Origin of the sequence: Sphingomonas sp. S2-65 (genome assembly GCF_021513175.1) — a bacterium.
GTDB lineage: Bacteria > Pseudomonadota > Alphaproteobacteria > Sphingomonadales > Sphingomonadaceae > Sphingomonas.
The window spans coordinates 244308-264843 of the sequence record NZ_CP090953.1 but is presented as its reverse complement, the minus strand read 5'-3'; the positions used below and the strand labels follow the sequence as shown (position 1 = coordinate 264843).

Genomic DNA, 20536 nt, shown 5'->3' with positions numbered 1-20536 from the left:
ACGCGTTAAAGATCGGCAAGCGGGATCCGCAGCTCCTCCGCCTCGTCGAGGTCGGCGCTGTCGAACTTCTCCCGGTGCATCGTAAAGCTGCCGGTGAAGCCTTCGAGCTGCCACCGGCCAACGATCGCGGTCGCGTCGGCGTTGACGCTGCCGTCGTAGCGGACGGCGTGGGCCAGCCGTCCGGCACCGTCATATTGCTTCACCCACGCGATGTCGGCGCCCGCCCGCTCGCCGCCGACCAGCGCCCGCAGTACGCCCTCGTCGCCTTCCGCATCGGGCTCGGTGATCGTGCCGGTGACCGCCCCCCCTTCTTCTTCCAACAGGGCGATGAAGCGTCCTGGCGCCACCGCCGGATGCTCGGCGCTCCAGCGCCCGTACCAGACGCCGCTTACATCCTGCCGGTCGCTCATCCGTGCACCCGCTGCGCCAGCGCCGGGACATCCAGCGGCTCCGAGCAGAGATACCCCTGGAAATATTGGCAGCCTTCCTTTGCCAGAAGATCGAGCTGCGCCTCGGTCTCCACCCCCTCCGCCACCACGGCGAGCCCGAGGGAGCGCGCCATGTCGATCACGCCGCGCACCACTACCCGGTCGCGGTGCGATCCGGTGATGTCGTGGCTGAGCCGCTTGTCGATCTTGAGATAATCCAGCGGCAGCGACTTCAGATATGCCAAGCTGGAATAGCCGGTCCCGAAATCGTCCACGGCTACCCGGCATCCCGCGGCACGCAACTCGGAGAGTAACCGCGCGGCTTCGGTCAGGTCGGCCATCACCCCGGTTTCGGTAATCTCCACCGTGAGGCGCGACCGGGGGAAACCACTGGCGTCGACCCGGCCTAGCAGGCTGTCCGCGAACCCGGCCCGGCTTACATCGGCGGCAGTCACGTTGATCGACAGTCTCAGCCGCGACAGCGACGACGGCCACTGCGCCGCACCCGAAAGCGCCCGCCGCTGGATGTTGTCGCTCAACGCCGCCTCCAGCCCCGCACGCTCGGCCGCCGCGAACAGCGCCTCCGCCCCGATCTCGCCCAAGTCGGGGTGATTCCACCGCGCCAGCGCTTCCACCCCTACGATCTGCCCCGACGCGATCGCCACCTGTGGCTGATAGCGCACGCCGATCTCGCCATGCTCCAGCGCCCGGTGCAGTTCGTTGGCCAGTTGCTCCACCGGCACGCCCCCGGCTTCCATCTTCACTTCCTTGCCGAGCATCGCCTCGCTCGCACGCCGCAGCATCGCGGCGGACGTATCCCCGACATCGCTCACCGCCGTCACGAGACGCGCTCCGATGGGGGCGATCGTCCCACGCACCACGAACGGCCGCCCCAGCGACTCCTCGAGCCGGACGACCCCTTGTTCCAGCCTTGCGCCGGCCACCTCATCGCTGGCCACCAGGAACTCGGATCCACCGATCCGCGCCACGATGGCGGAACTCCCCAGTGCCTCCCGGGCGACTTCACTGATCCGCTTGAACACCGCCCGCAGCAGTTCGTCCCCGACCTCACGGCCGTAAGCGGTGTTGACTGTGTCGAACCGGGTTAGCGCAACCAGAACGATCGCCACGGGCGCGCCCTCACTCACCCGCCGGTCGATCCACCGACGCGCGCTCGGCCCGTCGCGCGCGCCGGTAAGCACGTCGCGCACCGCCGACGAAGCATCCGGCGCCACCCCCAGCACCTCGACCAGCACGTCCAGCCGTCCGCTCACGCGGTCCTGCTGAAGATGCTGCACCAGCCGCCCTACGCCGGGCACGTCGTGCGCGAAGGCGGTTGATCCGCCCACCTGCCCTACCCGTCGCAGCGCCGCGCGCAGCAACAGCCGGTCCCCCGGCTCGAGCCGGCGCAACATCGCCCGCATCCCGGGCGCCTCGCTCAACCCCAGCAGGTTGGCGAGCGCCGGGGTGAGCTGCGGCGCACCGATGTCCGGATCAAATCGCCAACCCAGCGGCTCGGTCGCACCGCTTCCTTCTTTCCCCCAGCCTGCCAGTCGCTCGGCATGCCGAAACGCGAAACGGATCGAATGCGCCATCGCCGCCGAGGACATCGGGCTGCTCAGGAAATGGGTGGCGCCGGCATCGTAGAAATGGCGCATGTGCACGGTGTCGCTTTGCGAGATCAGGATCAGCATCGCCGCACCATGTGCCTCGATCGTCGGGCCCAGCGCCTTCGCGGCGGCAAGCCCTTCGGACATCGCGCCGCGCGCATCCAGCACCGCAACGGCGGCGCCGCTCGTCAGGAACCGCTGGTCCAATCCATCGGCACGCCGGGCGGCGATCACGCGCCATCCTCCGCTCGCCGCCGCAGCGGCGACTTCGTCCCGCTGCCGGAACGACAGGATGAAAACCGGCACTTCGGAGTCCGCCGGATTGTTCGCGGCAACGGTGAAACTGTCTTCCATTCGGCATTCGATAGCGGCAACGCATCCCCTTGCCCATCCGAAGGGTTGTTTGCGCGATGCGAAGTGCTTACCCCAACGACATGGCCACCGCCGCTCCCGTCCAGACCCCTGAAAAACTGGTGGACCGGCATGGCCGTGCGATCACCTATCTCCGGATCTCGGTTACCGACCGCTGCGACCTGCGCTGCCGCTATTGCATGGCGGAGCAGATGACCTTCCTCCCGCGCGCCCAATTGCTTGACCTGGAGGAGATCGCCCTGATCGCCGAGCGCTTCATCTCTCGGGGTGTCCGCAAGATCCGCCTGACCGGAGGCGAGCCGCTGGTTCGCCGCGACATGCTCGAGCTGGTGGCGCGCCTGGGCCACTCGCTCGGCCAGGGGCTGGACGAGCTCACGCTCACCACCAACGGCACCCGGCTGGACCAACACGCCGACGCCTTGTTCGCTGCGGGCGTACGCCGGCTGAACGTGAGCATGGACAGTCGGGACCCCGCAACCTTCCGGCACATCACCCGCCACGGTGATGTCGGACAGGTCCTGAACGGCATTGGCGCCGCCTCGGCCGCGGGGCTCGCGGTCAAGATCAACATGGTGGCGCTAACGGGCCTGAACGAGCACGAGATCGCCCCGATGCTCGCCTGGTGCGTCGATCAGGGCCATGACCTCACGCTGATCGAGACCATGCCGCTCGGCCAGATCGACGAGGATCGCGCCGACCGCTTCCTGCCGCTGACGCAGGTGCTCGACGACCTACGCGCGCGCTTCGACCTCCAGTTCGAGGATCGCAGCAGCGGCGGCCCGGCCCGCTACTGGCGGGTTCAGGACACCGGCACCCGGCTTGGCCTGATTTCGCCGCTCACGGGCAATTTCTGCGCCACCTGCAACCGCGTCCGGCTGTCGACCGACGGCAAGCTCCACATGTGCCTCGGCCATGACGACTCCGTCGATCTGAAAGCGGCGATCCGCGACGGCGGCCTCGCCGAAGTGGATGTGCGGATTACCGAGGCTTTGGGGCTCAAGCCCGCCGCGCATGATTTCCGCATCGAGCGCGGCGCCGCGCCTGCGGTTTCGCGGCACATGAGCGTAACTGGCGGATGATGCCCCTCGCCCTCGTCGCATCGCCCACTCCGCCTGCTCAAGTCGCCGAGGAAGAGCTGCGGAACGCCTATGACTGGGTTTCCGTCGAAGAGGCCGAGCAGGTGGTCGCGCTTGGTGGCGACGGCTTCATGCTCCAGACGCTCCATGCCATGCTTGAGCGTCGCCGCATCGTGCCGGTATTCGGCATGAACCTGGGGACCGTCGGCTTCCTGATGAACGACTGGCGGCTCGAAGGACTGATGGAGCGGCTCGCCCGCGCCAAGCCGTTTCGCGTCTCGTCGCTGAACATGACGGCGATCACGGTGAACGGGGAGCATTGCCGCCTGCCTGCGATCAACGAAGTCTCCCTGCTCCGGGAGACCCGCCAGACCGCCAAACTCGAAGTGACGATAAACGACCGCATCGTTCTTCCCGAACTGGTCTGTGACGGCATCCTGGTCGCCACACCGGCAGGGTCCACTGCATACAATTTTTCCGCGCAGGGGCCGATCCTGCCGCTGGGCTCCGCGCTGCTCGCGCTGACGCCGATCAGTCCTTTTCGCCCGCGGCGCTGGCGCGGGGCGATCCTGCCGGAGAAGACGCGCATCGGCATTCGCGTTCTTGAAGCCGACAAACGTCCGGTTTCCGCCGTAGCCGATCAGCGCGAAGTGCGTGAAGTGGCGCAGGTGCAGGTGGAGATCGACCAGATGCGCGAGCTAACCCTGCTCTTCGATCCGGAGCATGCGCTCGACGACCGCATCACCATGGAACAATTCATCGCATAACCCCCTTGCACGATCCGAAAACCCGCTGCTATAGGCGCGCCTCCCGCAGCGGCCTCGGTCGCTAGAAGACGGTTTTCCCCGGTAGCTCAGCGGTAGAGCGTTCGACTGTTAATCGAATGGTCGCCTGTTCGAATCAGGCCCGGGGAGCCACTTCTTTCAAGCTCTGCAGCGGTGCGGCGGTGGGGCAGTGAACCTCAGCCCGTACACACCCGGGTCGCTCTGAGCGGAGTGGTAGGCTCTATCCTGCGAGCCGCTGACCCCCGCCGCGTCAATGTTCCGTGAACTTAAAATGGTCGCGGATGCGCTGGTTGAAATAGCGGCCTTTCGAACGCGCCTCCTGCATCTCGCGGGCGATCGGCGGCGGGACCGCATGGTAGCTATAGTGCTTCCCGCTGACGAAGACGATATCGAGCCGCTGCGCAGCCTCGTCATAGCGCCAGCTTAGAATCACGCTCGACGGCATGGCTGCACAACGCCGTGCCCCGCAGGACCGCTCCCGCTTGCGACTTTGAGCGCCCCCTGCGATGCTCGGACGATGACCGATCTCGACGCCTTCATCACCGGCCTGCCCAAGGCCGAGCTCCATCTGCATATCGAGGGGAGTCTCGAACCCGAACTGATGTTCGAGCTCGCCCGCCGCAATCATGTGGAGATCCCCTTCGCCTCGGTGGAGGAAGTGCGCGACGCCTACCAGTTCTCGAACCTCCAGGACTTCCTCGACATCTATTATGCCGGTGCCGACGTGTTGCGCACCGAAGAGGATTTCCGCGACTTGGCGCTGGCCTATTTCGACAGGGTCGCCGCCGACGGCGTGGTCCACGCCGAAATCTTCTTCGATCCCCAGACCCACACCCATCGCGGCGTTCCGTTCGGTGTTGTCGCCAACGGCCTGCTCGCGGGAATGTCTGAGGCAGAGGCCAGGCACGGCCTCACCTCCAAGCTGATCCTCTGTTTCCTACGCCACCTCGACGAAGAGGACGCTTTCCGGACGCTCAGCCAGGCGCAGCCCTGGATCGACCGCATCGAAGGCGTCGGCCTCGACTCGTCGGAAGTCGGGCATCCGCCCGCCAAGTTCGAGCGCGTCTTCGCCGCAGCTGCCGCGATGGGCCTTAAGCGCGTCGCCCATGCCGGTGAGGAGGGCCCTCCCGCCTATGTCTACGAAGCGCTCGACCTGCTCAAGGTCGACCGGCTCGATCACGGCAACCGCAGCCTTGAAGACCCGCAGCTGGTCGCCAGACTGGCCCGGTCGAGCATGACGCTTACGGTATGTCCGCTGTCCAACGTCAAGCTCTGCAATGTCGCCTCGATCGATGCGCACCCGATCGATCGGATGCTCGAACTGGGTCTCCGCGCCACGATCAACTCGGACGATCCGGCATATTTCGGCGGCTATATCGCCGACAATTACCGCGCCGTAGCCGGAGGGCGTGGCCTTGACCGCCGCGCGCTGGCGACGCTTGCCCGCAACAGCTTCCTTGGCTCCTTCCTGCCGGACGACGCCGTCGCCCACCACCTCGCTCGGCTCGATGCGTTCGTGGAGGCGAATGCATGAGCGACGTTGTGTTCAATCACTTCTCTCACGACGCTCTGGTGGCCGGCGTTCATGCCATTGCTGAGGCAGCAGCGGACTGGTCGCCCAGCCTGCTGGTCGGCGTCGGGCGCGGCGGGCTCGCCCCGGCGGTCTACCTGTCGCACCGCATGACCCTGCCGATGGTGTCGATCGACCATTCCACGCGCATCGCCCAGTTCGGCGAGGAGCTGGTCGCGGTGCTTGCCCAGCGCACTCGCAATGGCGACCGGCTGCTGTTCGTGGAGGACATCAACGACAGCGGCCGCACCATAGGCGAACTCCGCGCCCTGCTGGCCGACCAAGACGGGCGTGCCGACAACATTCGCTTCGCCGTGCTTCTCGACAATACCCGATCCGAACAGCGGACCGACTATGCCTATCTCACGATCGATCGCAGCGTGACCAAGGACTGGTTCGTGTTTCCCTGGGAAGCCGTCGCGCCCAAGGCGGCGCTGGACCAGGATGCGGCGGAAGTGCCTGAAAGGATTGCCTGAATGGGGTTCGTTCAGCCGCCGTCAATCGACAAAGGTGCACAGCTCACCGCATTCGCACACGGAGATTTTTCTTCGACTGCGCGTTACTCCAGCAAGCATCCAGAACAATAAGATCTAGATCGGAGAAACCATGCCGCATCCTAATCTTCGCCGCCGGCGCCTCGCGCGTCTCGGTGCCGTCGTGGCGGGCAGCCTTGCGCTCGCCTCGTGCATGACCGCAACGCCGTATCGGCCCGCAATGGGCAACGGCTCGTCTGCCACGGGCTATTCGGACCAGCAGATCGAGAGTAACCGCTTCCGCGTCAGCTTCGCGGGCAACAGCCTCACCTCGCGCGAAACGGTGGAGCGCTACCTGCTCTTCCGTGCCGCCGAGCTCACCGTGCAGAATGGCGGCGACTATTTCCTCCTCGCCGACCGCGACACCGAGAAGAAAACCCAGACCTACGCGACCCCCGGCATCGGCGGTGGCTTCGGCAGCGGCTTCTACGGCAGCCCGTGGGGCGGCTGGGGACCATCGTGGCGCTATTATCGCCCGCGCTTCGGGTGGCGCAGCTGGGACCCCTTCTGGGGTGACCCCTTCTTCGACCGCAGCGTCGATATCCGCACGGTCGAGCGGTACGAGGCCGTGGCGGAGATCGTGACCGGCCGTGGTCCGAAGCCATCGGATAATGTCCGCGCCTTCGACGCACGGGAGGTGCTCAACCGCCTCGGGCCGACGATCCAGATGCCGCAACAGGGCCGCTGATCCAGGCGAAGCAAACAAAAACCCTCCCGGAGCAGGCTCCGGGAGGGTTTTTTCTTGTCCGCCGCCCCGCCCGCGTTCGCGAGCGAGAAACAGCCTCGGCGCTTATGCCACCGAGCCGTGGCAGTGCTTGTACTTCTGCCCCGACCCGCACGGGCACGGCGCATTGCGGCTTACCAGCCCGTCCCACCGTGACGGATCCGTACCCAGCCCCTCGCCCGATGGCTGCGGAATACCCATCTGCGGCAGCCGGGTGGTGATCAGCCCCTGCGCGCCCGCATCATAGTCATAGCTGTCGTCCTCGCCGGTGAACGGGTCGATATGCGTCGTCAGGAAGTCGGGCAGCTCCGGCAGGTCCTGCGGCGGTGCCATGCTGAACTGCGCGTGCGCCAGCGTACGCGTCACATCCTCGCGGATGTTGGTGAGCATCCGCTCGAAGAGCGCGAACGCCTCGTGCTTATACTCGTTGAGCGGCGTCTTCTGGGCATAAGCGCGCAGATGGACGACCTGGCGCAGCGCATCGAGCGTCGCCAGATGCTCCTTCCAGTGATGATCCAGGTTCTGGAGCAGGATCGACTTCTCGATCTGGCCCCAGGTTTCCGGCTCCAGATCCGCTGCCTTGGCGTTGACATGGGCGTCGGCCATCTCGCGAACGCGCTCTTCCACCGTCTCCGGCTCGATCGCTTCCTCTGCCGCGACCCACTCGGCAAGCGGCACCTCGATCCCCAGCGTCGCGTTCGCCTTCTCGGTCAGCCCGGCCACGTCCCACTGCTCGGGATAGCTGTTGGGCGGGCATGCCTCGCCGACCAAGCCGTTTACCGTCTCGCGGCGCATGTCCTCGACCACGTCGCCGATCGTGTCGGCGTCCATGATGTCGGCGCGCTGCTCATAGATGACCTTGCGCTGGTCGTTCATCACGTCGTCATATTCGACGACTTGCTTGCGGATGTCGTAGTTGCGCGCCTCGACCTTCTTCTGCGCGGTCTCGATTGCCTTGGTCAGCCACTTGCTGCCGATCGCCTCACCGTCGTCGATGTTGTTGCGCATCATCTTGGAGAACAGCGTGTTCGACCCGAAGATACGCAGCAGATCGTCGTCCAGGCTCAGATAGAAGCGGCTGAGTCCGGGATCGCCCTGACGGCCCGAACGGCCGCGCAGCTGGTTGTCGATGCGCCGGCTCTCGTGCCGCTCGGTGCCGAGCACGAACAGGCCGCCGGCTTCGCGCACCCGCTCCTTCTCGGCCGCGATCTCGCGCCGGATCTCGTCGACCCGCGCGTCCCGCTCCGGACCTTGCGGCATGTCGCCCAGCTCGTCCTCGATGCGGAACTCCAGATTGCCGCCCAGCTGGATGTCGGTGCCGCGGCCCGCCATGTTGGTGGCGATCGTCACCGCGCCCAGCCGCCCGGCCTGCGCGACGATGCCCGCCTCCAGCTCATGGTGCCGCGCATTGAGCACCGAATGCTCGACGCCTTCTTTCTTCAGGAACTCGCTAAGCAGCTCCGACTTTTCGATCGACACCGTGCCGACCAGCACCGGCTGGCCCTTGGCCGAGTGGATCTTGATCTTCTTGGCGATCGCCGCGAACTTCTCTTCGGTCGTCTTGTAGAACTCGTCTTCCTCGTCGACCCGCTTGACCGGCAGGTTGGTCGGGATCGTGACGACGTTCATCTTGTAGATGTCGAAGAACTCCGGCGCCTCGGTCGCGGCCGTGCCGGTCATGCCCGAAAGCTTGGGGTACATGCGGAAATAGTTCTGGAAGGTGATGCTGGCCAGAGTCTGGTTTTCCGGCTCGATCGTCACGCCTTCCTTGGCCTCGACGGCCTGGTGCAGGCCCTCGGACCAGCGCCGGCCATTCATCATGCGGCCGGTGAACTCGTCGATGATCACGACCTTCTCGTCGCGGACGATGTAGTCGATGTCGCGCTTGAACAGCACATTGGCGCGCAACGCCTGGTTCAAGTGATGCACCACCTGGGTGTTCTCGAAATCATACAGGTTCGCGCCCTGGAGCAGCCCCGCGGCTTCGAGCATGCGCTCGGCCTTTTCGGTGCCATCTTCGGTCAGGATGACGGTGCGCTGCTTCTCGTCCTTCTCGTAATCCTCGGGGCGGAACTGCTTCACCACCGCGTCCACGCCCATGTACAGCTCGGACTTGTCGTCGGTCGGGCCCGAAATGATCAGCGGCGTCCGCGCCTCGTCGATCAGCACCGAGTCCACTTCGTCGACGATCGCCATTGCGAAGGGCCGCTGCACCATCGACGCGCGGTCATACTTCATGTTGTCGCGCAGATAGTCGAAGCCGAACTCGTTGTTCGTACCATAGGTGATGTCCGACGCGTACGCGTCGCGCCGCTGCTGATCGCTCAGGTCGGGGATGATCACCCCGGTCTTGAGGCCCAGGAAGCCATAGATCTGCGCCATCCACTCGGCGTCGCGCTTGGCGAGGTAGTCGTTGACGGTGATGACGTGCACGCCGTCGCCCGGCAGAGCGTTGAGATAGGTCGCGAGCGTCGCCACCAGCGTCTTGCCCTCGCCGGTGCGCATCTCGGCGATCTCGCCGCGGTGGAGTACGATACCACCGATCATCTGCACGTCGAAATGGCGCATGCCCATCACGCGGACCGAGGCTTCGCGTACGGTGGCGAAAGCCTCGGGCAGCAGGCTGTCGAGCTTCTCGCCGTTGGCCAGCCGCTCGCGGAACAGCACCGTCTGGTGCGCGAGCGTCGCGTCGTCCATCGCCTGCAGCGCCGGCTCGAACGCGTTGATCTTGTTGACGATGGCGCCGAGCGACTTGACGTATCGGTCGTTCGAGGAGCCGAAAAGGGTCTTGGCCAATCCGCCGAGCATGGGAAGTTCCTGTGATCTGAATGTGGGTCGTGCGAGCGCGGCACGCGGCCTGCGGTCGATGAAAGCTGTAGGAAAGAGGTGCGCGGCTCCCTTGCGGAACCGCGGAAGCGCTATTCGAGCCGGCGCTCGAAGCGCAGGCTGGCGGACACCGGCGCCGGGGCCGGCGACACGAACCAACGCTGGTCCCGCTGCGTGACCGCCTGCGCGATGCCCGCAATCGGCCGCGCCGCCTCGGCGTGCTGCGCGACGGCCTGCGCGACCTTGCTCGCCTGCACCACCGCCACGTCCTGCACCTGGCGCGCCCGCGCCTCGCCCGAACCGATCCCGGTCAGGCTGGCGAACAACGCAGTCAGGAGAAGCAGCAGTTCCAAGTCGGCTCTCTTCCAAGCGGAAGCCCGGGACATAGTGCGCCCCCGCCGGTTCGTCCAACCCAAAGCGTGCATTTCCCGCGACGACCAGTGAAGATCGCGGTGTTCGCTCAGGCGTCGAGCCGGAAATGAAACAAGCGGCTGGGGCCATCCTCCGGCACGACGTACAAGTCGCGGCCCTTGATCGCCATGCCTTCGCCCGTATAAGGCCCGCCGCGTCCTATAGGCCTGACGGACCCGACCGCGCCTGCGCGCAGGCTACGCGTCCGTTTCATCGACGGCCACTCGATCCAGTCGACCGTCCCGCTCCACAAGCTTTGCGACCCAGCCGCCACGAGCTGCCCGCCGCTGAACTTCATGTCCTGATAGCTGGTCATCGAAGTGTTCGGCACGGTCCGAACCCGCGCGTTGTTGTTCAAGTCGATAACGTAGAGCAACGCGCTGTTCCAGTTGCCCGCCACAAGCACGGTGTCGGACGCAGCCACACAGCCCAAATGGTCCGAAACGCGGATCTTTCGCCGTATTTGCAGGCTGTCCGCGTCGATCTCGACAAGTACCGCCGAACTGTTCGGCCGCAATTCCGCCACCGGAACCCAGATCGATCCACGCGACATCGATATACCGCCGGGATGATACCGCGCCCCGTCGGTCAGATCCAATCGCCGCAACAGCTTGCCGGTTCGGCGGTCGAACTCATGGATATAGCCCTTGCGGTGCGCCTGATCGACCGACGTCACCCAGATCCGACGCTCGTCGAGTTCGAGACCCTGGACGTGGAACAGGTCACCCTCGAGCTGGAGCACGCCTTGCAACCGCGCATTCTCGATCGCTCCGTTAAACCGTTCAGGAGCAGCATCCACCGACAGGCTCGACAGCATCAGGACGAGCACGATCAAACCGGATCGCAGGGTCTTGCGGATCATCTAGCTCGCCTCGCGCTTGAGTGTCCGCACCCAATGGCAGCTTCATGTGTCAGGAAAGCTGCACTGGCCCGGGCCGCTTGCGCCACCTGCGAATCGCATGCTGACCGCGTGTATCCGCACTGCGCTGGTCCACTTCCCGCCGCGTGCCACCTCACAGAGAAGCCGAGCGGGCTCTCCAATCCGCTTTATGCCGCCCGCCAACTTCGCTAGGCCACGCCGCATGGAAATCTCCCCCCTCGCACTGCCCTTCCCCGCCCTGCCCGCGATCGCCGGCGTGACGCCGCACGTCGCCCGCGCGCGCTACAAGAATTGGGACCGCTGCGATCTTACCTTCGTAACGCTGGACGAGGGCACCAGCGTTGCCGGCGTGCTGACCAACAGCAAATGCCCTTCTCCCGAAGTGGAATGGTGCCGCAAGGCACTGGTGCTCGGCCGCGCCCGCGCGCTGGTCGTCAACGCCGGCAACTCGAACGCCTTTACCGGCAGCCGGGGGCGTGCCGCCGTTGAGGCGATCGCCGCCCGCGCCGCCTCGCATCTCGGCTGCGCGCCCTCGGACATCTTCGTCTCCTCCACCGGCGTGATCGGCGTACCCCTGCCGATCGACAAGGCGGAAGCCGGGCTCGACGCCGCCTTCATCGCCGAGCCTGCCAGCTGGGAAGCCGCCGCCGAGACGATCATGACCACCGACACCTTCGCCAAGGCGGCGGTCACCAGCGCCGTGGTCGATGGCCGCACCGTCAACCTGGTCGGCATCATCAAGGGATCGGGCATGATCGCCCCCGACATGGCGACGATGCTCGGTTTCGTCTTCACCGACGCCGCGGTTGATCCGGTCTTCCTCCAGCGCGCGCTCGCCGACGCCAACACTCGCAGCTTCTCGTGCATCACCGTCGATGGCGACACGTCGACCAGCGACACCGTGCTTGCCTTTGCAACGGGCAAGGCGGGCAACGCGCCGCTGACCAGCGAAGACGATGCCAGCGCCGACGCCTTCCGCGCTGCGCTCGCGGATCTCTGCCATCAGCTCGCATTGCTCGTCGTCCGTGATGGCGAAGGCGCGACCAAGCTCATCCAGATCGATGTCGAGGGCGCCGATAGCGACCGCAGCGCGCATCGCGTTGCACTGTCGATCGCCAACTCGCCGCTGGTGAAGACCGCCATCGCCGGCGAGGACGCCAATTGGGGCCGCGTCGTCATGGCGGTCGGCAAGGCCGGCGAGCCCGCCGAGCGCGACAAGCTCGCCATCCGCTTCGGCACTACCCAGGTGGCCCGCGACGGGCTGGCAGTCGAGGGCTATGACGAAGCGCCGGTCGCCGCGCACCTGCAGGGCAAGGAGATCGAGATCGGCGTCGACCTTGGCCTGGGCGAGGGCCGCGCGACCGTGTGGACCTGCGATCTCACCCATGGCTACATCTCGATCAACGCCGATTATCGGAGCTGAGGATGCTGACCATCTGGGGCCGCCTCAACTCGCATAATGTGAAGAAGGTCGCCTGGCTCGCCGAAGAATTGGGCATCGCCCATGTCCGCCACGATGTCGGCGGACAGTTCGGCATGGACGCGGACTATCTCGCCAAGAACCCCAACGCGCTGATCCCGACCATCGAGGACGGTGAAGTGGTGCTTTGGGAGTCAAACGCGATCCTGCGCTATCTCGCCGCACGCCATGGCGGCGATCGCTTCTGGCCCGCCGATCCAGTGCAGCGCGCCCTCGCCGACCGCTGGATGGACTGGCAATTCGGCTATGCCAACGCGCAGCGTGGCGCCTTTCTGAACCTGGTCCGCAGGGGGGCTGAAGCGCGTGACGAGGCCGCCATACTGCGCTCGGCGGAAGCCTGCGCCAGGCAGATGGCGATCCTCGACCGCTACCTCGCCGAGACGCCGTGGCTATCGGGCACTGCGTTCGGCATCGGCGACATTCCGATGGGCGTATACGCCCATACCTGGTTCACGCTGCCGATCGATCGGCCGCGCCTGGAGTATGTCGAAACCTGGTACGCCAGGCTGCGGGAGCGGCCTGGATATGCCAGTCAGGTGATGATTCCGCTGAGCTGAGCCGAGGAGAGCGCGCGTGAAGGGTGGATGCTTCTGCGGCGCGGTCCGCTATCGGCTGACGAGCACGCCCTACGACACCGGCTGGTGCCACTGCCGGATCTGCCAGAAGATCTCGGGCGCGCCGGCGTTGGTGTTCACCACCGTGCCGCTCGCCGACTATGTCGTGGAGCAAGGCGGCGATGCGATCGGCAGGGTGAAGACCACCCCGTCTAGCGAGCGCAGCTTCTGCACTCGCTGCGGCACCCCGCTCACCATCCACGTTGCCTTCCAGGCCGATGAGGTTGGCGTTACGGCAACCAGCCTGGACGATCCGGCGCAGGTCACGCCCGACTTCCACATCTTCTACGCGGCGCGACAGCCCTGGGCCGAGGCCGGCGACGACCTACCCCGCAATGACGGGTTCCGCCCGCAGGCAGGCGAGACGGAGTAAAGCGGCAGGCCCCAAGGACCTGCCGCTCCGTCGGATCAGAGCTCGCGTTCGATCCACTGCTTGATGCCGTTCTTGGGCATTGCGCCGACCTGAGTCGCCGCCGGCTGGCCGTTCTTGAACAGGATCATCGTCGGGATGCCGCGCACGCCGTACTTGGTCGGGGCATCGGGATTTTCGTCGATGTCGAGCTTCACGATGGTGACCTTCTCGCCCAGCTCGGACGCCAGTTCCTCCAGCGCCGGGGCGATCATGCGGCACGGCCCGCACCACTCGGCCCAGAAGTCGACGAGCACGGGCTTGTCGGCCTGGAGCACATCGGCTTCGAAGCTGGCGTCGGTGGTGGGCTGCGTAGCCATGGTAATGGTCTCCTGATTGTCTTGAGCGCTTATCTATGTTCGCGCCGCCGCCGGCTCAAGCGCGCGAGGCCAAGCTTTGCTCCGTATCCGCGAAGCCGGGCTTGTGCGCAGCCAGCACTGCATCGGGCAGGACATGCAGCACCGGCCCTGCCGTGTAGAGCAACGCCGCCTCCACTGTCCGCCCCGGAAAGATCACTCGCAACGCTGCGGCATAGGCCGACATCTGCCGCAGGTGATAGGCCGGAATGTCCGCCACCGAGCGCGGCGCGCGGCGCCCGGTCTTGAAATCCACGACCCGCACGCGATCCGGCGACACGACCAGCCGGTCGACGGTCCCCGACACCACCAGCCCCTCGACCACCGCCGCGATCGGCGCCTCGGCCAGCGCATCCCGGCCGAACAGCGCAGCGAAGCGCGGATCTTCAGTCACCGCCAGCGCATCCGCGACCAGCGCCGCGCGGGCCGCCGGGTCGACTACCCCGCCCGCACCCGCCAGCCAGCGCTCCGCCGCGGCCGCGCGCTCGGGTGGCGCCACTCCCGGCAGCCGCTCGAACAGCGCATGCAGCAACCGTCCCCGCTCCGCCGCCGTCCGCATCGCCGGATTGGGCGGCGGATCGGTGACCAGATCCTCGCCGAGCGACGAAGGCGCCAGCGGGCGGGGGGGCCGCGCTTCCTTCGGCGCCCCGTGCGCGATCCAGGCCGGCAGCAGTGCCGCGGCGGCCTCGGCCTCGACGATCGCCTTACCCGCTGCAACCGGCTTCGCCGCGCTCAGCCCGCGAAACTCGCGCACGCCCTCGCCTTCCGGCACCCCCAGAGCGTCGAACGCCCGCGCGCATGCGCCGTACCAGCTCGCCTGAGGCGGCACGCCCTTGGCCATCGGACCCAACGCGCCGGCAATCACCAGCCGCTCCTCCGCCCGCGTCGCCGCGACGTAGAACAGCCGCCAATGCTCCTGAAGCTCGCGCTCCGCCTCTGCCGCAACTGCCTTCCCCAGCGCTCCGGCCTGCTCCGCCGAGCGTGGCCGGAAGATCGGGAATTTCGGCCCGTCATGCTCCTCCGGCGCCCACAGCAGCAAGTCGCGCGGGCTCCGCGTCGGGTCCACCGTCGCGTCGGCCAGGATCACCAGCGGCGCCTGCAGACCCTTGGCACCGTGCGCGGTCATCACGCGTACCGCCCCCTGGGGCTGCGCCGCGTCGCGCACGATCTCGACATCGCCGCGATCGAACCAGTCGAGGAAGCGCTGCAGCGACGGCGTCGCCAGCTTCTCGAAATTGAGCGCGGCGTTCAGCAATTCCTCGACCGGATCGCGCGCTTCCTCGCCCAGCCGCAGCAGCAGCTTGCGCCGCCCCTGCAGCGGCCCGGACAATATCTCCTCCAGGAACCGGTACGGCGTGGCGATGTCCGCCCGCGCCAGCAGCGCATAGAGCGGGGCCAGCCGTTCCTCGCTCTGCGTCGCCCGCAGATGCCGCCACAGGCCCCCGCCCTCGCGCAGCGCCGCCGCCATCAGTTCGTCCTGGCTCCACCCGATCAGCGGCGACACCAGCAGCGAGGCAAGCGACAAATCGTCCTCGGGCTGCAACGCGAAGCGCACCGCCGCGAGCAGGTCCTGCACCGCCAGCGGCGCGTTCAGCCGCAGCCGGTCGACTCCCGCCACCGGCACGCCCTCGGCATAGAGCCGCGCGACGATCAGCGCCGCAAGCTCGCCGCGCCGCTTGACCAGGATCATCACATCCTCGGGCCGCAGCGTCCGTCCCTTGCTTTCCAGCTCCAGCGTGCCGACCCAGCGCTTGATCTGGCGCGCGATGTCCCCGGCGAGCTTGCGGGTGGCGTCGCTCACCCACTCCTCTTCCTCGGCCTCGCTGCCCCCTTCCACCGTCGCGGGCCACAGCGTCACCGTGCCGGGTCCCGGCACTTCGCTGGCGTGCGGCTCCAGTGCGCTCATCGGCCCCATGCCCGGGTCCGGCAGCGCCTCCAGCGCCGCATCGACGAACTCCAGCACCGGCTTGGTGGTCCGAAAGCTGTGCGTCAGCGACAGCTCCTCCACGCTCCGGGGTTCGGCGTCGAACCCGGCATCCGGCACGACTTCGGCCAGCTGGCGAAACCGCTCGAACGCCGCGCGGAAAAAGATCGGGTCGGTCCCCTGAAAGCCGAAGATCGCCTGCTTGTAATCCCCCACCGTGAACAGCGTCCGCGCTCGGTCGCCGCGTGCGCCCTCGCCGGCAAAGAACTCGTCGGCCACGGCGCTGACGATGTTCCATTGCTGGGGATTGGTGTCCTGTGCCTCGTCGATCAGCACGTGCTCGGTCACTTGGTCGAGCTTGAAGCGCACCCACTCGCCCATTCCGGGCTGCCCCAGCAGTTCCACCGTCCGCCGAATCAGATCGTTGAAGTCGACCGCGCCCACCCGCCGCTTGGCCTTGGCATAGGCCCGCGCATAGTCCCGCCCCGCCTCCAGCCCCTTGGCCAGCAGATCGGCGAAGTCGGCCTGCACCTTCATCGCCAGCAATTCGCCGCACCGCCCGTGCAGCCGCATCGCCGCATCGGCATAGCCCGCATCCTGCGGCGCCTGCCCCTTGCCGAACGAGCGCGGCTCGCCCTTGGCCGTCGCCCACACCAGGTGCAGGGCCGATAGTCCGGCCATCCGCTCGCTGGCCGATCCGCCCAGCCACTTGGCGATCGCGTCGGCGCGCTCCAGCCCCTTGCCCGTCGCCCAACCCGCGTTCATCGCCGCCACTTCGCGCAGGCTCACGCAATCGAACGCGTCGTCGCCGCAGCACCGCTCCAGTTCCTCGGCGATGTCGCCCTGGGGCAGCCCCAGCGACCGGCGCAGGAACGGCTGGATGCCGACCGGCAGCGCCTCCAGCGCCTCGGCCGAATGCGCGCACGCCTTCAGGAACGCCTCGGCCTTGCCCTCGCCCAGCCTCAGGCTCAGCGCGCCCACTGCCTCGGTCAGCCCGCGCCGCCCTTCGCGCTCGGCATCCACCAGCATCTCGGCCAGGCTTTCGCGCGCCAGCACCGCTTCCTCGCGCTGATCGAGCGGGCGGAAGCCCGGTACCAACCCCGCCTCCAGCGGAAACGCCGACAACAGGGACTGGCAGAAGCTGTGGATCGTCTGGATGCGGATGCCGCCACCGGGCGCATCGAGCACCTTGGCGAACAGCGTCCTCGCCCGCATGCGCCCCTCAGGGGCGATGCTCTCGCCCAGCGCCTCCAGATCGGCGCTCAGCTCCGCCTCGCTCGCCCGCACCCACCGCGCCAGCCTGCTGGTGATCCGCTCCGACATCTCCGCAGCGCCCGCCTTGGTAAAGGTCAGGCACAGGATCGCGCTCGGATCGACGCCGGCCAGCAACAGCCGCCACACCCGCGCCGCCAGCACCTGGGTCTTCCCCGTGCCCGCCGATGCCGACAGCCAGATGTGCCGCGACGGATCGCTGGCGAGCCGCTGATTGCCCTTCAGCCGGTGGAGCGGGCGAACCTCAGACACAGGCGATTTCCCCCACACCCTGTTCCCCGGCCTTCGCCTGGGAACAGAAAAATCGAACGGTTTCGCCCACCTCAATCACGCCCATACCATTCATCCCGGCGCATCAGCTGGTCATACTCGGCATAGGGCGCATAATCCGGATGGAGCTTGGCGGTGAACGGCGCATCGCCGGTCAGCCAGGTCCGCGCCGCGCCTTCGAACTGCTCCACCGCCTTGTCGATGAAGTCGTCGGCGGGCAGGTGATCGCGGCGCTTGGGATCGCACGGGCTCTCGACATAGCCGAACCCGCCGAAGCGGTTGCGCGACAGCGACCAATATTCGAACGCCCGCGCGCGGCCCGTTACGTCGTCGAACCCACCACGCTCGGCGATCAGCCCCAACAGCCCCAGCTGCAGGCTGAACCCCTCGCGCACCGCCGCCAGCGAGGGCGGCTTGCCAGTCTTGTAGTCGACGATCGCCAGCCCGCCGCCCTCCAGACGGTCGACTCGGTCGAAGGTGCCGCTCAGCTCAACCCCGTCGAAGGCAATCACGCCGCGCCGCTCCACTGCGATCACTTTCCGCCCGGCCGCGGCGCTGCTCACCAGCTCGGCGGCGATCCACTTGATAGCTTCTCTAAGCCTGGGCTTCCAAAGCGCGCGTATTACAGGGTGCGTTCTTTCGTCCTCGAACATCGCGTCAGCGCGCGGGAGCAGCCTTTCGGGCGCACAATCGTCCTCTTCGAACCAGCGTTGAAGGACTTCATGTACGGCTGTACCCCGCCATGCGGCGCTGAAGTCGGCGTCGACCGGGTCCAGCGGCATCAACCGCAGCATCCGGCGCGCGTAGAACGCATAAGGATCCGCCTTCAACCGGTCGACTTCGGTCACCGAGATCGCCTTGGGCCGCAGCGCCACCGCCGGTGTGGGGCCGGGCCGCTCGGCGGGATCGAACGCTCTCGGATCGTCGATCGCGGCGATCCACTGCTCCAGCTCGCGCGCCCGCACCAGCCCGCCCGACAAGGCTTCCAGCCGCAGCCAGAAGCGCGAGGCGATCGTCGGCGCGCTCGCGTCGCGGCGCGCCCGCGTCAGCAACACCTGCGGCGCGCCCAGCGCACCCGCCAGATCATGCGCCGAAAGGCCGATCCGCCGCTCCAGTCCGGGCAGCCCTAGTTCACTGCGCACCCGCGGCGCCAGCCACGGATCGGGCGCGGGCAGGCCCGGCCAGACGCCTTCGTTCAGCCCGCCCAGGATCATCAGGTCGGCGGTCTGCAACCGCGCTTCGATCAGGCCCAGGATCGACAATCGCGGGTGTCCGCCCTGCGGCGGCCGCACCGCCTGCTCGTCCATCAACGTCCGCAGCATCGGCGCCATCGCCTCGGGCTCGGCCATCGCCGGGCCATGCACCGCCTCGCGCTCCAGCTGGTCGAGCAAGTCGGCGGCCGCACGGCCCTCCCCGCGACTCCACACCGCATCGCCGCCCAGCACCTGTGCCGCCTCGCGCAGTGCCGCGATCATCAGCCTCAGCGGCTGCGGCCCGCGCCCGAACGCCACCTCCAGCGCGCGGAGCGGCGGCTGCGCCTGCGTCCACCATAGCTGCGCACGCCGGCGCAGTGGCCCATCGCGCCCGGTCTGCTCGGCCAGGTGCCGGTCGATGCCGTCCAGCCCCGTGGCCGGCCGAGGTCCGCGCAGCGCGCGATCCAGCGCGCGCGCGCCTTCCAGCCATTCCAGCCGCTGCGGGTGGCCCACCAGCGGATGCTTGAGCAGGGTGAGCAGCGGCAGCGGGGCAAAACCCTGCGAAGCCGCATCGGCCAGCGCCAGCAACAGCGTGCCCGGCGGCAGGATCGACAGCGGCTGCCCGGCCGAATCGTCGATCTCCAATCCCCAGCGGACGCAATGCGCCGCCACCCGCCGCGCCAGCGCGCGGTCCGGCGTGACCAGGGCCGCGGTCCGACCAGGCGTCTCCAGCACCTCGCGCAGCGCGATGGCGATCGCCTGCGCCTCTTCGGCGGGGGTCGCCACTTCAAGCGCCCGCACCCCCTCCAGCCGCCGCTCGGCCACCGGCAGCGCGGTCCAGCCATGCGTCAGCTCAGGCGGCGCCATCGCCGATGCGATCGCCTTGCTGCGCGCGGGCGGTGCGTCAAGTTCGCTGGTGGCGCGCCACGGGTCGAACTCGCTACGGTGTACGCCCATGCGGTCGAGCAACAGCTTCAGCTGGAATTGCGGGTGAGTCTCGATGCTGCGCCGCCGCTTGCCGGTCACCGGATCGGGGGCATGCGGCCCCAGCGACTCCCACTCGGCGTCACTGATCCCCGTCGCCAGGCCGGGTAACACCACCATGCCCTGCGGCATCTCGGCGACCACGCGCAGCAGTCGGGCGATCGCGGGCGCGGAGGTGGCGATGCCCGCGGCGCAGACGAAACCCTGTTCCGGCGGGCGCTCGCGCCATGTCTTCGCCACCCGCTCCAGCAACAGCCGTCGCCGTTCGGCCAGATCGATCCGCCCCAGCTTCTCCAGTTCCTGCGGCCAGCGCGCCAGCAGGATCTCGAACAGCGCCAGCGATCTTTCCCAATGCGCCGACAGCTCGGGCCCCAGCTCCAGTTCCTTCAGCGCGCGCGGCGGCACTTCCTCGATCAGCAACTGGTCCAGCGTCGTCGCCAGTTCGCCCGCCAGCCGCACCGCTTCCGCCGCGTCCACCGGAGACCCGCTCTCCTGGATCAGCCGCGCCAGGATCATCCGCCGCTGCAGCGGATCCACCGCCGGGGCGATCGGCGCCAGCTCGGCGCTGTCGAACGCCGCTTCGTCCAATTCCGGATCGCCCACCGCCACCAGTCGCGGCAGCAGCAGCCCGCCTTCGCTGGCGCGTACGAACGCATCCTGGATCGACCGTTTCGCACGGTTGTTCGGCAGCAGCACCGTGCCGCGCGCCAGCCGCATCGGATCGCCGCCGAAGCGCCGGATCAGCCCCTTTGCCAGCGCATCGGCAAAGGCGCGATGCGGCGGAATGGTGTAGAGATGCAGCTTGCTCGGCATACTTGC

Annotated in this window: 17 protein-coding genes and 1 tRNA gene; 9 read left to right on the top strand and 9 right to left on the bottom strand. The window is 67.5% G+C overall.

Annotated elements, in window-relative coordinates:
* Positions 1 to 5: 5 nt before the first annotated feature.
* Positions 6 to 410: a hypothetical protein gene (locus tag LZ586_RS01405; protein WP_235077925.1), complete on the bottom strand. Its 405-nt coding sequence runs from the start codon at positions 408 to 410 to the stop codon at positions 6 to 8.
* Positions 407 to 2392, bottom strand: a complete 1986-nt coding sequence (locus LZ586_RS01400) for a putative bifunctional diguanylate cyclase/phosphodiesterase (protein WP_235077924.1) — start codon at positions 2390 to 2392, stop codon at positions 407 to 409. Before LZ586_RS01400 ends, LZ586_RS01405 begins: the two co-directional genes overlap by 4 nt.
* A gap of 80 nt (positions 2393 to 2472) precedes the next feature.
* On the opposite strand from LZ586_RS01400, the gene moaA reads away from it, so the two are divergent.
* The 3 genes from moaA (at position 2473) to LZ586_RS01385 (ending at position 4403) form a co-directional block, all read left to right on the top strand.
* Positions 2473 to 3489, top strand: coding sequence for a GTP 3',8-cyclase MoaA (moaA, locus tag LZ586_RS01395; RefSeq protein WP_235077923.1), 1017 nt, complete (start codon positions 2473 to 2475; stop codon positions 3487 to 3489).
* Positions 3486 to 4253, top strand: a complete 768-nt coding sequence (locus LZ586_RS01390) for an NAD kinase (RefSeq protein ID WP_235077922.1) — start codon at positions 3486 to 3488, stop codon at positions 4251 to 4253. Before moaA ends, LZ586_RS01390 begins: the two co-directional genes overlap by 4 nt.
* Positions 4254 to 4328: 75 nt before the next feature.
* Positions 4329 to 4403, top strand: a tRNA-Asn gene (locus LZ586_RS01385).
* Between the two features lie 118 nt (positions 4404 to 4521).
* Here the strand turns inward: LZ586_RS01385 and LZ586_RS01380 are convergent.
* Positions 4522 to 4716, bottom strand: a complete 195-nt coding sequence (locus tag LZ586_RS01380) for a KTSC domain-containing protein (protein WP_235077921.1) — start codon at positions 4714 to 4716, stop codon at positions 4522 to 4524.
* 72 nt (positions 4717 to 4788) lie between these two features.
* Between LZ586_RS01380 and LZ586_RS01375 the strand changes: the two genes are divergently transcribed.
* The 3 genes from LZ586_RS01375 to LZ586_RS01365 all read left to right on the top strand — a co-directional run bounded on the left by LZ586_RS01375 (position 4789) and on the right by LZ586_RS01365 (position 7062).
* Complete coding sequence (locus LZ586_RS01375; protein ID WP_235077920.1) at positions 4789 to 5805, top strand: adenosine deaminase; 1017 nt, start codon at positions 4789 to 4791, stop codon at positions 5803 to 5805.
* Positions 5802 to 6317: a phosphoribosyltransferase gene (locus LZ586_RS01370; RefSeq protein ID WP_235077919.1), complete on the top strand. Its 516-nt coding sequence runs from the start codon at positions 5802 to 5804 to the stop codon at positions 6315 to 6317. The genes LZ586_RS01375 and LZ586_RS01370 overlap by 4 nt, the downstream gene beginning before the upstream one ends.
* 130 nt (positions 6318 to 6447) lie before the next feature.
* Entirely contained in the window at positions 6448 to 7062 is a 615-nt protein-coding gene (locus LZ586_RS01365; RefSeq protein ID WP_235077918.1) for a CC0125/CC1285 family lipoprotein, read from the top strand.
* 102 nt (positions 7063 to 7164) lie between these two features.
* Here the strand turns inward: LZ586_RS01365 and secA are convergent, their stop codons facing one another.
* From secA to LZ586_RS01350, 3 genes are all read right to left on the bottom strand, one after another.
* Positions 7165 to 9906, bottom strand: coding sequence for a preprotein translocase subunit SecA (gene secA / locus LZ586_RS01360; protein ID WP_235077917.1), 2742 nt, complete (start codon positions 9904 to 9906; stop codon positions 7165 to 7167).
* 110 nt (positions 9907 to 10016) lie between these two features.
* Positions 10017 to 10277, bottom strand: a complete 261-nt coding sequence (locus LZ586_RS01355; protein WP_235077916.1) for a hypothetical protein — start codon at positions 10275 to 10277, stop codon at positions 10017 to 10019.
* A gap of 107 nt (positions 10278 to 10384) precedes the next feature.
* Positions 10385 to 11197, bottom strand: coding sequence for a DUF6454 family protein (locus LZ586_RS01350; protein ID WP_235077915.1), 813 nt, complete (start codon positions 11195 to 11197; stop codon positions 10385 to 10387).
* Positions 11198 to 11417: 220 nt separating this feature from the next.
* Here LZ586_RS01350 and argJ point away from each other — a divergent pair, with 220 nt between their 5' ends.
* From argJ to LZ586_RS01335, 3 genes are read left to right on the top strand one after another with little or no spacing between them, the layout of a single operon-like run.
* Positions 11418 to 12638 carry a bifunctional glutamate N-acetyltransferase/amino-acid acetyltransferase ArgJ gene (argJ, locus tag LZ586_RS01345; protein WP_235077914.1) on the top strand — a complete coding sequence of 407 codons (1221 nt, stop codon included), beginning with the start codon at positions 11418 to 11420 and terminating at the stop codon, positions 12636 to 12638.
* A 2-nt stretch (positions 12639 to 12640) separates the two neighbouring features.
* Entirely contained in the window at positions 12641 to 13252 is a 612-nt protein-coding gene (locus tag LZ586_RS01340) for a glutathione S-transferase family protein (RefSeq protein WP_235077913.1), read from the top strand.
* Between the two features lie 16 nt (positions 13253 to 13268).
* Positions 13269 to 13682: a GFA family protein gene (locus LZ586_RS01335; RefSeq protein ID WP_235077912.1), complete on the top strand. Its 414-nt coding sequence runs from the start codon at positions 13269 to 13271 to the stop codon at positions 13680 to 13682.
* Positions 13683 to 13717: 35 nt separating this feature from the next.
* On the opposite strand, the gene trxA is transcribed toward LZ586_RS01335, so the two are convergent.
* The 3 genes from trxA to addB form a co-directional block, all read right to left on the bottom strand.
* A complete protein-coding gene (trxA, locus tag LZ586_RS01330) occupies positions 13718 to 14038 on the bottom strand; it encodes a thioredoxin (RefSeq protein ID WP_235077911.1) in 321 nt (106 codons plus the stop codon).
* Positions 14039 to 14093: 55 nt separating this feature from the next.
* Positions 14094 to 17522 carry a double-strand break repair helicase AddA gene (addA, locus tag LZ586_RS01325; RefSeq protein ID WP_235077910.1) on the bottom strand — a complete coding sequence of 1143 codons (3429 nt, stop codon included), beginning with the start codon at positions 17520 to 17522 and terminating at the stop codon, positions 14094 to 14096.
* 71 nt (positions 17523 to 17593) lie between these two features.
* Positions 17594 to 20530, bottom strand: coding sequence for a double-strand break repair protein AddB (addB, locus tag LZ586_RS01320; protein WP_235077909.1), 2937 nt, complete (start codon positions 20528 to 20530; stop codon positions 17594 to 17596).
* Positions 20531 to 20536: the final 6 nt, after the last annotated feature.